Genomic DNA, 13,727 nt, shown 5'->3' with positions numbered 1-13,727 from the left:
CGGTGGCTTCTCACCGCGCGTCCTGGAACTGGCCCTGTTCGGTGCCCTCCAGGAGCAGGGGCACGTCCTCGAACGCACCGGCGGTGCACCCGACTTCCTCATCAGCGGCCCGCACCCGGTGGCCATCGAAGCGACCACCAGCAACCCGGCCGGGACCGCACCCCTGCCCGATCCGGACCAAGTTGCCGGCCGACCGCACCCACTGGTCCCGGACGACCTGGACGCGGCAGAGGCGGAGTTCGTCTTCCAGAGCGCCAAGGCGCTGCGCCGCAAGCTCCTCAAACGCGACGCCCAGAACCGGGCCTACTGGGAACAACCGCATGTCGGGTCGGCCGTTTGTCATCGCGCTGGAGTCCTTCCATCACCTCAGCTCCCTGTTCCACACGGTCGGCCCGCTAGGCGGCTACCTGTACGGGCACCGCACCGTCCCCGCCCGTGACGACCACGGCAACCTTGAGTGGACCAGCGAGAAGATCACGGAACACAGGTACGCGGACACCACCATCCCCAGCCAACTGTTCGCCCAGCCCGAAGCCGCCCATCTGGCGGCCGTCATCTTCTCCAACAGCGCCACGGTCGCGAAGTTCCACCGGATGGGCACCGAACGCGGCTACGGACCGGACGACGTCGCGCTCCTGCGCTACGGCAGTGTCCTCGATCCCGACCCCGGCGCGGACCGTCCCCGCCCCCATGCCTATGTTGTGGGCGACTACGGCGCCGAGGACCATGAGACGTGCACCCAGTCGCCCACGGAGTGATAAGCCAGGGCGATCCGCGGGGCGCGCAGCCGAGCGCCCACAGGCCGAAACTCGGTCTGCTGAAACATCGTCACCGCATCTCATCGTGAGACTGCCAAGCAGCAGCGGCGCAGCAGCTGCGGCGTCGCCGCCACGCTACAGGCCTCCGCCAACATATCGGCCGCGCCGGCGCACCAGTGTGCACAGCCGCTGCGCTCAGCGTTCCGACGACGGCCGAACTGCTCCATAAAACGCCCTTGCCACCGCCGCAGCGGCCGGGGCGCTAGCGTGTCGCGCATGCTGTACAGATCACGCCGGCTCGAGGCCCTGCTGGGCGGCTCGCTGGATACGGTCAGCTATTCCGATCTTGCCGCGCTGGTCGGCAACCTGGAGGCCGGCGAGAGCGAGGAACTGGACTACAAGCGCGAGCTGTCCGCCTCCGGCGACGCGCAGAAGACCGAACTCGCCAAAGACGTCGCCGCGTTCGCCAACCATGTGGGCGGCGTCCTCCTCATCGGCATGGCCGAGGCCGACGGCCTGCCGTCCCGGGTGATGGACACGGACCTATCCGATGCTCACCTGCGCCATCTTCATCAGGTCATCGCCCGCCACACCACCCCAACGGTGCGCGTCCAGATGCGCCCGGTGCCCAACCCGGACCCGGCTGCCCAAGGCAAAGGCATACTGCTGATCGCCGTGCCGCCCAGCCCCCATGCCCCGCACGCCGTCACCGCCGTCGCGTCGACAGTCCGCGAGGCGCTGGTGTACCCCCGGCGCGGCGCGACCAAGACCGACTGGCTCACCGAGACCGAGGTCGCGACCGCCTACCAGCGCCGGTTCAGTGCCGCAGCCGACCGCTCCCGCCGAACGGCGAGCGTGGAGCGCGAACTGCTGATGGCACTCCCCGAAAGCAACATGCCCCACCTCATCGTCTCCCTGGTCCCGGAAATCCCCGGAGACATGATCATCAACCGGGAGGCGTACCGGACCATCCAAGCCGAACTGCTCAACACCCGCCTGATCGGCGACGACCAGGACCTGTTCGCAGGGGTCCGGATCGGCTCCCGCCGCTACACCGCAGACGGCGGCGATCCAGGCGGACTCTTCTACAGCCAGGCAGACTTCCACAGCGACGGCTCCGGCTGCTGCGCAGTGCGGTTCGCGGTTCACACCAGCACCACCGACCTCCAAGATTTCTTCTGGGCCGAACCGGACACGGTGGTGTGGCTGCTGATGTCGGCTCTGCAGGTGCTGGGCACACATGCCCGAGAACGCGCCGGCGCCACCGGCACAGCCGTGGTGCGCGCCACGCTCGTTGCAGCTCCGCATCACGCTCCTGCGGGACCGGCACAGCCCAACCTGCACCCCCTGCTGCCCTTCCGGCTGGACATGCTGGCTCCAACAGGCCGGCGCGTTCCCCTGAGCACACAGAGCTGTGACCATGCTGACAGCGAGGCGGTCGCGTTCCTGGACGACCTCGTCGATCAAGGGCCGGGCCTCGTCCAGACGACCTCCTTGCTCGCCGACGAGCTCGTCCAGGCCTTCGGCCTCGCCGAGGCAGAGCCCGTCACCCATGACGGCCAACTACGCCCAGACGCGTGGTCGCCGCAGCTACGACCAGGCGTGACGCAATGGGCCCAGTCGCACGGCGTAGGCTTGCTCACCGGCTGATGCCCCGAGCTGCAGCCCCAGGACCGGAGTTGGTTCCGCACCAGGGCCGCAAAGCTGAGATGTTCGGCCAGCTGCTGCTCGTCGTCGTGGTGGTCAAACGGCGGTTGCGGGTGTTGGCGGTTCTGGGGTGTGGGCGCCGGGCAGCGCAGGGGGAGGGCCGGGCCGTTGCCGGCGACTCTCGATCTGGAAATCGGTGGGGCGCAAGCCGGGGGTGCGGGCGATGAGGCCGATGCCGTCGTCGGTGACGTGAGGGGCGACCACGACATCGGCACGGGCGGGATCGATGCCTTGGCTGATGAGGTTGGTGGCGGTGACCCAGTCTGGTGGGGTGGTGCCGTTGCGGTGTGCTTCCCGGCTGGCCGACCGGAACATGACGGCGAAGGCGTCCGCGAACACCTGGACGCCCGCCGCCATCGCGGTGGGGGCGTTGCGGACGACGGGGTCTGCGACGAGGGCTTCCATGACGGGCATGATGCCTGCGGCCAGCCTGGTGGCGTCGTAGCGGGCGCGGTCCGCGGCGATGGCCTCCACGACCGGCCTGATGCCTTCGGCGAGCCGTGCGGCGTCGTGACGGGCGAGGATGCCTGGCCTGCCGCGGGTGGCCCGGCGGACGTCGGCGGCGGTGGGGCCGAGCTCGGCCCGTGGAAGAGTCCGGGTGCGTTTCCAGGCGTCCAGCCAGGGGCCCTTGATGCGGCGGTGGTGGATGCCGCAGCCGCGCAGGAAGGCCTCGCACTGGGTCCAGTTGACGGGGCCCTGGCCCTCGCGGCGGGTGATGCGCCAGGCGGTGGTCAGCGGCAGCAGCACTGCGCCGTCGACCGCGCCGGTGCCGGCCCGGTCCTGCAAGACGCGCAGGGGCGGAGCACCTGCGCCTTCGTAGGCGGCGACGAGAGCCGCTCGGAAGTCGGCCCGGGTGCGGGTGGCGGAGACCGACGGAGCCCGCAGCGCGGCGAGGATCCCGCGGTCCTCGGCGCGGGCGGCACGCCACACCTTCAGCACGTCCCGTTCCTCCTCGACGGCGCCGCCGCAGGCACGTACGAACGCGGTCACCACTTGCTCCTTGGGCACGGCGCGGGGGTCGAGGGCGCGCTTGAGGGTGGTCGCGGGGACGGCGTCGGCGTCCTCGAGCCCGGCTGTGCGGGCGGCCAGTTGGACGTAGGTGAGCCGGCTGCGGACTTTGAGTGCGGCCAGCAGGCCGATGAGCTGGGTATGGCGCCGGCCGGGGCGGCGGGCGTGCGGGGACGGAGCCGGTGAAGTCATCGAAGCCGCCTCCTACTTGCCGGGTTCGGTGCCGGCGGCCGCGCGGACGGCGGTGGCCGCGAGAGCGGTGAGCAGGCGGCGTCCTCCGCCGGCGGCGGCGATGGTGGCCGCGCCGATCGCGCCGCACCCGGCGAGCAGCGTGAGGGCGTCGGCCACGGGCATGCCGGCGAGCGCGAGACCGGCGCCCAGGAGTGGGAAGACGACGATGCCGCAGATCTGCGCGGCGGTGAGCGGACGGGCTACAGGGCGCGACGGCTGGGGCGCGGGCGCGCCGGGGCGGTGCATGGACACGACGGTGGATCTCCTGACGAGTGTGCCCGGGCCGCCGGCCCGCGAACGGGACCCGGCAGCCGGGCGATGAAGTGCTACTGGCCGCAAAACCGGTGTGACGGGCGGCAGTTGACGGCTGCCGTCCTCCGGTGCGGAAGAGAATGGCACGTCCCACCCCTGCACCGCTCGCCCGGAAAACCCCATACATGCGCAATATCCGTTTGCCGGTCCGCGGGTGTACCAGCGCGCTTCCGGCCGCCGGCCCGGGCACCAGGCGTCCCCGCCCGCAGCGACCAGCATGTTGTCCGCTGCGCCCCCAGAGCCCCGGTCCACGGGTGTTCCAGCCCGTCTTGCCCGCAGCCCGCCGCATGTTGATGCTGCGTCACAACCCGGCCGTCGGCGCGGTGTCGGGGGGCCCGCCCCCCCCGGCCCGGGCCCCCCCCACCCCCCCCCCCCCCCCCCCGGCCGTCGGCGCGGTGTCGGGGCCCCGGCCCAGCCGGTCCGGGCCCCCGACAGCGCCCGACACCCGGCCCCTGACCCGCTACTGGCCGCAAACCGACGCGACAGGGACACCTTCCGCACGTCACGGTGACGCGTGCCCGCGGACATGAGGACCGGCCCGAACACGGGACCGGTCCTCTTGCACCACCGGCAACGCCGATGGCGAGGCCATCGAGACGCAGCCCCGAGGACTTCTTACGGCCGGCCTCCGCGCCGGACACGGACCTCGGACGCCGCCTCGGCACTCATGCCCTCGCGCACGGATACGACCCGGAGACCGACGTGCCGTGCGAGAGCTGAGCACGGCCTGCGAGGCGACGGGGGAGGGCGGATGACCTCCGCTACGATGCCGACTGGCAGGACGCGCACCGCCGACCGCCGCCGCTGCATCCCCGCCCGCGCCGGGACAGCCAAGACGGCCAAGGTCCCCAACCGGGCCCGCGACATCCGCCCGCACGACTGCGGGCACGCGCGGGGTGCCCGGAGAGAAGACGTCATGCCACGCCACCAGTCCCGCGCCGGCCAGCGCGCCCGCGCCCTGCAGAAGGCCGCAGGCCGCAGGGGCAAGTACACCGAGCTGCTGCGCGCCATGCCCAGCCCGCGCGGCGCCCGCAGGGAACCCGCCCACGCCGAGCCCGCCCGCCGGCTCGCCGACCGGCTGCGCGCGGACCTCGGGGCCGACGGGGAGAACCCCGCCCGCCTGGTCGACGCCGCGGTGGCCTGGGCGCTGAAGGGCCGCGAACTGAAGCATGCCCTGCTACGCACGCAAGGCGACCTTGCCGCCCGCGTACGCCTTCGTCCCGCCCTGGACGAGCACGCCGCCGATGAGGTCACGGTGCACGACGCGCCCCTCGTCCAGGTCGTGTACATGGTGCTGGAGATGGCCGCCGATGAAAACAAAGCGGCGAGCGCGGACCTGCTGCGCGCGGCCGCCGACGTCCTGGAACGGCTCGTCGGCCACGGCAACCACATCTTTAACCCCGCGATCCACGGCGTACGCGCTGACGGATGGCTCACCGAGCCGAGGATGTGGGAGCGGCTCTACACCACGACCGCCCCGGCCGCAGTCCTTGCCGCGGCGGCCCTGCGCACGATGCGAGAGGCCGCCCGCATCCCCGCCGAGGACGAACTGACCGACGCCGACTGCATGTTCACCCTCGAAGAGGCCGTCCGCTTCGCGCGCACTGCCGCCGACCTCGCCGTCCGCCCGGCCGCCTGACACTCGCACACGTGCCTGCCGCCCCGCGCCGCGCCGGGCGGCACCCCTCCTGCGCTGCCCGGCCCACCGCGGGCTTGGTGCCGGCCGTGCCGTCCCCAGACACTCCCGCACCCGACGATGGACATGGCGATGCCCCCGGCCCGGCAATCGGGGCGGGGGCAGGCACTTTTCCGCACCGGGAACCGGCAGCCGCGGACACCTGCCATCATGCCCATGCGGGTGCTTTGTCCGGTGTGGGCCGCCACGGCGGAAACGGGGGCGTCATGGCAGAACCGATCTTCGTGATCCACGGCGTAGCCAACCGGGATCCTGCGCGATTCACCGCGGCCGTCGCGGCACTCGAGGCCGCCTGTGGGGTGGAGATGGTGCCCGTCTACTGGGGCGACCTCGGCGCCCGCAGCCAGTTCATGTCCATGACCGTCCCCGCCTGGGCCCCCTCCGCAGCCAGAACCACCACCACTCTGAGGGACGACAGCCAACCCGCCCCCGCCGAGTTGACCCTCGACCTGCTCCCCGGACCAACGCCGGGGACGGAGGGCGGCGCAGGACAGTGGCCGCGCGTCGAGGAAGAGATTCGGCATGTCCTCGCGGACGAATCCACGGACACGACAGTGGGGTTACGCCACGACGAAAACCAACACCCCAACCTCCAGGACGCTCTGGCCCTCCTCGCCGACGAATGGGACACAACGCGATGGCTGGCCCGCACTGACGACCCGGATCTGCTGCGGGCAACCGCCCACGCCCTGGCCCACGCCCTGGGCGACCTACGGGCCGCCGAAGGAGACGAACCATACGGCGGTGGCCTGCGGTCCATGGGCGGGAGCGAGGGGGGCGGCCGCTGGCGTTCGGCGCTGCGGCGCAGGCTGGAGGACCTGGACCGGATCGCCGGCGCCGCCGTGCAGGCCGTGGCAGGCCGGGCCAACCATGCTCTGCGGACGCGGATCGGCCCGGGAACCACCAATTTCCTCGGCGATGTGCTGGTCTACCAGCGTCACCAGGCCGCCATCCACGCTCGGGTGCGCGCGACTATCGACCGGGTGGACCCGCGCCTGGGGCGCGGCCCGGACACCGCGGTCCGAGTCGTCGCGCACAGCCTGGGGGGAGTCATCGCGGTCGACATGGCCACCGCCGCCGTACCGGTGTGGACGTCGTCGCTGGTCACCTTCGGCTCCCAGGCCGCCTTCTTCCACGTATGCGACCCCCGTGGCGGCCAACTGGCCGACTACGAGGGCGAGAAGCACGTCGCGCTTCCCCCCTCTCTTACGCGGTGGGTGAACCTGTGGGAGCCGCTCGACATGCTCGCCTTCTCCGCCTCGCGGGTCTTTTGCCACCACGACGGCGCACAGCCCCAGGACATCCCTCTCCCTCACTCGGCAACCGCAGGCCTGTGGACGCATTCCGCCTACTGGGACATGCCCGCCGTGGCCGCCGAGATCAGCAAAGCAATGGCCGCGGATCCACACAGCTAGGACAGGGAGGCTTCGTGCGCACACGCGTGCGGGCAGCCGACGGACGCCACCTCCTGGTCGAGCGAGTCGGGGACCCGAAGGGCAGACCGGTCTTCCTGCTGCACGGCACGCCGGGAAGCCGACTAGGTCCGACGCCCCGCCCCATGTTCCTCTACCACCTGGGAATGCAGGTGATCACCTACGACCGGCCCGGATACGGCGGATCGGACCGCCAGCCCGGACGCAGGGTCGTCGACGCGGTGGCCGATGTCGTCGCGATCGCGGACGCCCTGGGGCTCGACCGCTTCGCCGTCGTCGGGCGCTCGGGCGGCGCTCCGCACGCGCTCGCCTGCGCCGCGCTGCTGCCCGACCGCGTCACCCGTACGGCCACGCTGGTCACGCTGGCTCCCCCGAACGCAGACGGTCTCGACTGGTTCCAAGGGATGGCCGCCTCCAACGTCAGGGAATACACATCCACCTCCACTGATCCGGAGAGTGTCACTGCCCGGCTCATCCCACGTGCTGAGCAGATCAGAAACGACCCGAAGCGCCTGTTGGACGCCCTGCGCCGGGAGCTGACGGACTCGGACCGGCTGGTAGTCGCGGATGTAGGCGTACGAAGGATGCTGCTGCGCAACTACCAGGAGGCGCTGAGGACTTCGGCGTGGGGCTGGGTCGATGACACGCTGGCCTTCTGCAGCCCGTGGGGCTTTGAACCAGAGCAGATCACCAAGCCGGTGCTGTTGTGGCACGGAGAGAAGGACGTGTTCTCACCGGTGGGCCACTCCCGCTGGCTGGCCGAGCGGATCCCTGGCGCGACAGCCGTCCTGGAACCGGCCGCCACGCACTTCGACGCGCCGAACGCGCTGCCCCAGGTTCTGACCTGGCTGGTCAAATCCGACGAGCCCGACCGGCCCACCAGGGCCGAACCGCGCGCCACCAGCAATGAACCGGGGCCGACCCGCCCGCCGTTCATGACCGGCACCACCCCGTGCGAGAGCGGAGGGGCCACGGCCCAACACCCTTCCGCCGGCGCCTCGCCTCCCGATGCAATACCTCCAAGCGTGTTTCACGCCCCGGATCGTGAACCCCACCGCCTGGTGGCGGAACTAGCCGAACAGGCACCTCCAGGACGCACCCTCCCCCTCCAAGTCCAGATCGTGTGCGGCGTCGGCCACGGAGTCGTACTGCCACCCCTCGCGCTGCCGCCCGAGGGGGCACACCTGACCGTCACCGTGCACGCACCGGGCCTGGTGGCCCTGGACGACCTCCAGCAGGAGGTCACCGTGCTGCCCGGCAAGAGCTCCTCCGTCCTGCGCTTCGGCCTGCGCACCGACGTCCCCGGCACCCATGTCGTCACCGTGCGGGCATTCCGCGGGGCCTCCTGCCTGGGCGAAGTCCGCTGCCCCATCACCGTGGAACCGGGCAGCGTCACCCACGACGGCCCCCAGCGCCACGCCCCGCTCGGCAGCCTTGCGCAGCACCCTGGCGAGACCACGCTGCTCATCGACCGCGACGAGATCACGGGAACCTACTCCTTCAGGCTCATCGGACAGACGTGCCACGAGGCACAGAGCTTCCAGTTCCGCGGACAGGACGCCCGCCAAGCCCGCGAACAGCTCTACAGCGAACTGCGCCGAATGGCCCAGCACGCCAACGGCCAGGACGATGACCAGAGCGCCGCCCTGCGCTACCGGCGGCTGCAGAACCTCGGCGTCCAATTATGGTCCTCGGCCGTGCCACCAGCCGTGCAGCGCCAGTTCTGGGACCAGGCCACCGCCATCACCTCCCTCACCGTCATAGGCGAACACGACGTTCTGCCCTGGGAACTGCTCTATCCCGTCAACGGCGACAACGAAGCCGGCGGATTCCTTTCCGAGTGGATGCCGCTCGTGCGTCGGATCTACGGCCAGACCCCCGTACGCCACCTCACCCTGGACCACGCCGCGTTCGTCGTGCCGCCGGGCTCTCCTCCCGAAGCCGCCAACGAGGTCGAGCGGATACGCGCCTGCCTCGGCGCAGAGACGGACGGCCTGACCTCGCTCTCCACCCACCGTGAACTGACCGAACTCATCGATCTCGGCCAGACCGGACTGATTCACTTCGCCTGTCACAACACCTTCACGGCCAGCGGATCCCACATGTCGATGGCGGACACCGCCTTCGACCCGATCGACCTCAGCACAGCCGCCGAGTCCCGTTCACTGCGTGACGGACAACCCCTCGTCTTCCTCAACGCCTGCCGCAGCGCGGGCGAGATCGACTGGTTCAACACCTCACTGGGCTGGGCCCCTCAGTTCCTGCGCGCCGGCGCAGCCGCCTTCATCGGCACCCTCTGGCCCGTCCGCTCCGACTCCGCCCTGGCCTTCGCCGAAGCCTTCTACCAGCAGTTCGTCACCGGCGGCCAGACACTCGGCGAAGCCTCGCTCAACGCCCGTCGCGCCATCAGCGAGAACAGCGGAGACCCCACCCGTCTCGCCTACGCCGTCTACGGCAACCCCGCGGCCCGGCACCACCCATGACAGCACGTACGCCTCGGCGCGGACCCCTCCCGTGTCCGCATGCACAACGATGGCGCCGCCCTGCTGCGCTCGGCCACCACCCCAGGGAGGGGGCGACTGCTGGAGTCGTGACCATCGGTGTGGCCACCATCAGGGGTGACTCCGCGGCCATCGACCACCGCCGTCACGACTCGGGCCTTGGACCACTTCCTGTGGTTGGTCACGCGCTGTTCTCTCGGGTCGTCTGCTGGAATCATCGCCTGATACTTCAAGTTGGGGGCTGAGCCGGACATGGGCGAATGGTCGCCGGAGGTGCTTGAGGTCCTGGAGGCTGCGGGATGGACGGCGGGCAGGCGGGTCGACACGGCCGACTGGCGGTCCATGTTCGAGGCGGTCGGCATCGTCATGCACGATGCTGCGGAGGTGTTTCTCCAGGAGTTCGGGGGGCTGAACGTGAGCATTGGTGGCCCGGGTATCAACCGCGCTCGGGAACCGTTCGTATTGAACCCGGAGTTGGCTTGGGGAGAGGATGACCGATTCTCCGAGTGGAGCGACTCCTTGGGGAGACGTCTCTTCCCGCTCGGCGAGCTGGATGGCGGCCGTTTCTTTCTAGGTATCGATGAGGGCAGCGAGATCTGCCTTGTCGAGACCCGGGTCGCCAGCTTCGGGCCAATGCCGCACGCCATGGAGAATCTGATCCTCGGCGTGATGCCCCGCTGGATCGATGACGAACACCAGTAGTCGGATCAGGCCCGCTGACAACGTCACTTGGCGAGCAGGACGCGCGCGTGAGGCCCGCCGCCCTGGTGAAGTGCGGAGGTGATGCGGCCCAGTCCCTCAAGCGAGCGGGATGTCTCAGACTCAACCCGAACCGGCAAAGGGGTGGCGTCGGCGGCGCTATCGGCTGCGCCGCCGCGGTGCTGACCGCGCCGGTGCTCGTCCTCGGCGGCGCCCGGCCTGCGACGCCGACCCCCGGTGCCGCCTGGCAGCGGGTGTCCTCCGAGCCCGTCTCTTCTGCTCCCGGTTCGTGAGCCAGAACCGGAGCCAAGGAGCCCGCGCCTGGCTACTCTCCCGCTTGTTCGCCCTTCTTGCGGGCTCGGCGCTCCGCCGCTGTGTCTAGGGACTTCTGCCGGAGGGTGAGTTCCCTCATGCAGATCTTGACAGCGTCCTGGCCGAGGCCTCGGTCGGTGACCTGCCAGCGGTACGGCTCGTAGCGCTGGCGCTCCTGCCGTGCCCAGAAATCCATCACCTGGTTGCCGAGTTTGTCCGGGTCGCTGTCGAGGTCGCCGGAATGGGCATGGCGGATGAGGTCGAAATCGCGGAGCCGCTGACAGGCGTCCTCCCACGGGTCTCGTTCCATGCCGAAGTCCTCCTTGCGGGCCTTCCCGTACAAGTAGACCCCCGTCTCGGCGTGCTGGCCGCGAGCCCACTGACTGAGCGCCCGCAGGATGAGCCAGGTGGCGACTTCGGAGGGGTGGAGCACCTGCACCCATCCGTTGAGGAAGAAGCTGGCGGGGACCGTAACGGTCCGGACGGACCAGTGGTTTCGGGGCACGGTGTAGGCGTCGGGGGTCTGGTGCCCGCCCCGGCCGGTCTCCTTCATGAGCGAGAACTGCCCGTACAGCCGCCGGCCGCCGTTCTTCGCCCGCGGCACGGTGACCAGAGCCTGGTCGGGGCCGAGGTCTTCCAGCGTCCGCAACGCGGACTGGATCTGCCGCAGACGCAGATCGCTTCCCGTCCTGTCCTGCTTGGTGTCGGGCATGTACGTCTGCGACCGGGAGTCGTACGCGCCATCGATGGCGATGAAGTCCGCCCAGGATCTCAGCCCCGTCAACGGGCGGTTGCTGGACCAGGCGGCCTCCGTCTGCAATCGGCAGTGCGCTTCGAAAACGGCCAGCAGGTAGAAACGGAGCGCGATGCCCCGTGACTGGATCAACCGGACCAGCGGAGCCCGTCCTACCGTATCGCCGGCCGGCTGTATCAGGCCGACGCGGAGAACGACGTCGTCGGGCTTCCTGCCTCCCGACCAGGTGTCCCGCAGCGCTCGGCTGGCCCTGTCGACAGCCCTGGTCCTGTCCATCTGCGTCAGCCGCCGCAGTCGGCGAGCGTTCGTTTCGCGAGCATCAGCCACGGTCCCCTCCACGTTTTGATCCCAACGTTCTGATCCGCACCTAAGAAGACTTACTAGTTAAGTAGGAGGTCTTAATGCGGATCAAAACGTCTTCACGCGCCGCTCAACACACCTGTCCGGGACGGGATCCTTGATGCATGAGCCCCAAGGGAGCTCAGCGGCCACGCCGTTCGCGTAGACGCGCGAACGGCCCCGGATACCAGCCGGGGCCGCTCCAACTCGTAGAACTCGACACTCAAGGAGTCCTGTATGGCCAACCGTACGCCAACCAAGCAACCAGAGCGACTGTCCCAGAGATGGGCGCTCATCCTCGTCGCGGCCTTTGTCGTGGGGGCGATCTTCTTTGCTCTCGCAGGACCGCTCGCCGGCCTCAGCGCCGCTGGAGCCACGATTCTCGGCCTCCACACGCTGGTGGCATAGCCGAGCCTCGGGGGCGCCCTTCCTCGGGCGCTCCCGCTCCGCCGGACGTCGGCGCCGAGTGTCACGCTCAAGCTGTCTCACGGTCGCCTGCCTGGATGCGACGCCCGAACGGACGGCCGGACAACAGCATCGACCGCGCCTGCTGGGACATGCCACCCGTACCCACCGTGCCGACGAGGTCGGCGACTTCGTTCGGGCGGGCCTTCACACGGTACGCATGGTGCAGCCCTTCACAGGGGACAGGGATCGGCCCGTTCCCCCTCGGAACCTGGATCCACACCACCCGCCGCAACCCTTACCAGCTCACCGAGCCTGAGCGAGCAGCACTGGACGTACTGCGCATGGCCTGGTGAACAGCGCCCGCACCGGCCTTGCGTGCTACAGCGGGCGGGAAACTGCTACGCGCAACTCCTCGGCCAACCGGTCGCGAGCATTCGATGTGAAGCGAGCCTCAAGCAACGAAGCGCGGTCGACTTGCGGAAGTTCCTCCAGGACGACGTCGGTCCTGTCACGAGCTTGGACAAATCCGGACGCACTGCCGTTCCCCCACCAGCCGAACCAAGGAACGTCACCACGAGCAAGAGCCTCGGCTTCTTGCTTCGCCACTGCCCGGTTCGACCATTCTGCTTGGCCCCCTCGCTGCATCAGGTCGTCGACATAGTTGAGCGCTCTCTGGTCTCTCGGTGTCACGCTAGGGGCATCCAAGAGATCCAGATAGGCCTGGTAAAGCCGCGTCGGACGAAGGATGTGCCGGCCTTTTCTGGTGGCTTGTAGGAAGAATTTCGGCCCAATCGCAACCAAGCGGCCCCAGGCCCAATTCAATCCATCTATCAAGTCGTCAGCAAACTTCTCCGGGGAAACGGGATGACCCCATTCATTGAGAGGCCTGTGTTCCGTAACCGCCTGCCCCTTTGATCTGCTTACCCGGCCGGAGGCGTCGACCAACCGAGTGCCACGTCGTCTCAGTCTATCTGGTCCATCGATTGTGCTCTGAACGGATTCTGCCGCCGTCGGAGGGCGGATCAAGCTTGTTATGCTGAGGGGAGCTCGTATCGACAACGGGTCCAGGACAAACTCCGCGTCGATGACGTACGGAACCATCGATACCACTACGTTCTCCGCATGCAGATCTGTTATTCCCAGGAGCCATGCCGTGGCGGCCAGGGCCCCGTACCCGAAATAGCATGCCCGGAGATCTGCTTGCGTGAGGGCAGTACGGGCGTCGATCCATTCGATAGCCATCCACTGCCGCCCGCAGGCGGAAAATTCCTGGTGTCGAGGAACCCGGAATGTATTGGCGAGCAGATTTGAGGCTTCGGCCAACGCCCGATATCCATCGGTAGGCCATGGTCTGAGTACCGCCGACGACCCATCTGCGAGCGCAACTCGGGTGACACTCAAGCCCCCATGCTGATCTGCGTCGAGGGGACGCATAGCAGTTGTGAACGCCTCGGTGCCTGTCACATACCCTATCGCTGATGGGTTTTCCGTGACCGCGCGAGAACTCAGAAGATACCCAACCTGCGTTCGCCGCCGAAGGTCTTCTGCCGCGGCGATAATCGCCTCACG

At 69.3% G+C, this 13,727-nt stretch carries 11 protein-coding genes and 1 pseudogene; 7 read left to right on the top strand and 5 right to left on the bottom strand.

Annotation, left to right across the window (positions count from 1 at the left end):
* Positions 1-10: 10 nt before the first annotated feature.
* Positions 11-343: a hypothetical protein gene (locus ACGFW6_RS00285; RefSeq protein WP_393502840.1), complete on the bottom strand. Its 333-nt coding sequence runs from the start codon at positions 341-343 to the stop codon at positions 11-13.
* On the opposite strand from ACGFW6_RS00285, the gene ACGFW6_RS00280 reads away from it, so the two are divergent.
* Both ACGFW6_RS00280 and ACGFW6_RS00275 read left to right on the top strand, forming a co-directional pair.
* Positions 321-758, top strand: coding sequence for a hypothetical protein (locus ACGFW6_RS00280; protein WP_393502838.1), 438 nt, complete (start codon positions 321-323; stop codon positions 756-758). The two genes, ACGFW6_RS00285 and ACGFW6_RS00280, sit on opposite strands and share 23 nt — an antisense overlap.
* A 276-nt stretch (positions 759-1,034) precedes the next feature.
* A complete protein-coding gene (locus tag ACGFW6_RS00275) occupies positions 1,035-2,408 on the top strand; it encodes a helix-turn-helix domain-containing protein (RefSeq protein ID WP_393502836.1) in 1,374 nt (457 codons plus the stop codon).
* A gap of 93 nt (positions 2,409-2,501) precedes the next feature.
* On the opposite strand, the gene ACGFW6_RS00270 is transcribed toward ACGFW6_RS00275, so the two are convergent.
* Both ACGFW6_RS00270 and ACGFW6_RS00265 read right to left on the bottom strand, forming a co-directional pair.
* Positions 2,502-3,665, bottom strand: a complete 1,164-nt coding sequence (locus ACGFW6_RS00270; RefSeq protein WP_393502834.1) for an XRE family transcriptional regulator — start codon at positions 3,663-3,665, stop codon at positions 2,502-2,504.
* A 12-nt stretch (positions 3,666-3,677) separates the two neighbouring features.
* Positions 3,678-3,950 carry a hypothetical protein gene (locus ACGFW6_RS00265; RefSeq protein ID WP_393505017.1) on the bottom strand — a complete coding sequence of 91 codons (273 nt, stop codon included), beginning with the start codon at positions 3,948-3,950 and terminating at the stop codon, positions 3,678-3,680.
* Positions 3,951-4,767: 817 nt separating this feature from the next.
* On the opposite strand from ACGFW6_RS00265, the gene ACGFW6_RS00260 reads away from it, so the two are divergent.
* The 5 genes and pseudogenes from ACGFW6_RS00260 to ACGFW6_RS00240 all read left to right on the top strand — a co-directional run bounded on the left by ACGFW6_RS00260 (position 4,768) and on the right by ACGFW6_RS00240 (position 10,348).
* Complete coding sequence (locus ACGFW6_RS00260) at positions 4,768-5,655, top strand: hypothetical protein (protein ID WP_393502833.1); 888 nt, start codon at positions 4,768-4,770, stop codon at positions 5,653-5,655.
* A 263-nt stretch (positions 5,656-5,918) separates the two neighbouring features.
* Positions 5,919-7,127: a hypothetical protein gene (locus tag ACGFW6_RS00255; protein ID WP_393502831.1), complete on the top strand. Its 1,209-nt coding sequence runs from the start codon at positions 5,919-5,921 to the stop codon at positions 7,125-7,127.
* A gap of 14 nt (positions 7,128-7,141) precedes the next feature.
* Positions 7,142-8,014 (top strand): annotated as a pseudogene (locus ACGFW6_RS00250) (alpha/beta fold hydrolase); the annotation flags it as partial.
* 66 nt (positions 8,015-8,080) lie between these two features.
* The gene (locus ACGFW6_RS00245; protein ID WP_393505015.1) at positions 8,081-9,628 is read left to right on the top strand and encodes a CHAT domain-containing protein; all 1,548 of its coding nucleotides are present in this window, start codon (positions 8,081-8,083) and stop codon (positions 9,626-9,628) included.
* Between the two features lie 270 nt (positions 9,629-9,898).
* Positions 9,899-10,348, top strand: coding sequence for an SUKH-3 domain-containing protein (locus tag ACGFW6_RS00240; protein ID WP_393502829.1), 450 nt, complete (start codon positions 9,899-9,901; stop codon positions 10,346-10,348).
* A gap of 322 nt (positions 10,349-10,670) precedes the next feature.
* On the opposite strand, the gene ACGFW6_RS00235 is transcribed toward ACGFW6_RS00240, so the two are convergent.
* Both ACGFW6_RS00235 and ACGFW6_RS00230 read right to left on the bottom strand, forming a co-directional pair.
* Positions 10,671-11,441 (bottom strand): hypothetical protein, encoded by a 771-nt coding sequence (locus ACGFW6_RS00235; RefSeq protein WP_393502827.1) that lies wholly within the window; start codon positions 11,439-11,441, stop codon positions 10,671-10,673.
* A gap of 1,095 nt (positions 11,442-12,536) precedes the next feature.
* Complete coding sequence (locus ACGFW6_RS00230) at positions 12,537-13,592, bottom strand: DUF4135 domain-containing protein (protein WP_393505013.1); 1,056 nt, start codon at positions 13,590-13,592, stop codon at positions 12,537-12,539.
* Positions 13,593-13,727: the final 135 nt, after the last annotated feature.

Origin of the sequence: Streptomyces sp. Y7, from assembly GCF_043195415.1 — a bacterium.
GTDB lineage: Bacteria > Actinomycetota > Actinomycetes > Streptomycetales > Streptomycetaceae > Streptomyces.
Note: the sequence above shows the minus strand (reverse complement) of the source record. Positions and strands in the feature narration are given on the sequence as shown.

What these genes read in the sequence shown, in the direction of transcription:
- ACGFW6_RS00280 (WP_393502838.1), top strand. Translation starts at nt 321, where the DNA reads ATGTCGGGTCGGCCGTTTGTCATCGCGCTGGAGTCCTTCCATCACCTC.
- ACGFW6_RS00285 (WP_393502840.1), bottom strand. Translation starts at nt 343, where the DNA reads ATGACAAACGGCCGACCCGACATGCGGTTGTTCCCAGTAGGCCCGGTT.
- ACGFW6_RS00275 (WP_393502836.1), top strand. Translation starts at nt 1,035, where the DNA reads ATGCTGTACAGATCACGCCGGCTCGAGGCCCTGCTGGGCGGCTCGCTG.
- ACGFW6_RS00270 (WP_393502834.1), bottom strand. Translation starts at nt 3,665, where the DNA reads ATGACTTCACCGGCTCCGTCCCCGCACGCCCGCCGCCCCGGCCGGCGC.
- ACGFW6_RS00265 (WP_393505017.1), bottom strand. Translation starts at nt 3,950, where the DNA reads ATGCACCGCCCCGGCGCGCCCGCGCCCCAGCCGTCGCGCCCTGTAGCC.
- ACGFW6_RS00260 (WP_393502833.1), top strand. Translation starts at nt 4,768, where the DNA reads ATGACCTCCGCTACGATGCCGACTGGCAGGACGCGCACCGCCGACCGC.
- ACGFW6_RS00255 (WP_393502831.1), top strand. Translation starts at nt 5,919, where the DNA reads ATGGCAGAACCGATCTTCGTGATCCACGGCGTAGCCAACCGGGATCCT.
- ACGFW6_RS00245 (WP_393505015.1), top strand. Translation starts at nt 8,081, where the DNA reads ATGACCGGCACCACCCCGTGCGAGAGCGGAGGGGCCACGGCCCAACAC.
- ACGFW6_RS00240 (WP_393502829.1), top strand. Translation starts at nt 9,899, where the DNA reads ATGGGCGAATGGTCGCCGGAGGTGCTTGAGGTCCTGGAGGCTGCGGGA.
- ACGFW6_RS00230 (WP_393505013.1), bottom strand. Translation starts at nt 13,592, where the DNA reads ATGCGTCCCCTCGACGCAGATCAGCATGGGGGCTTGAGTGTCACCCGA.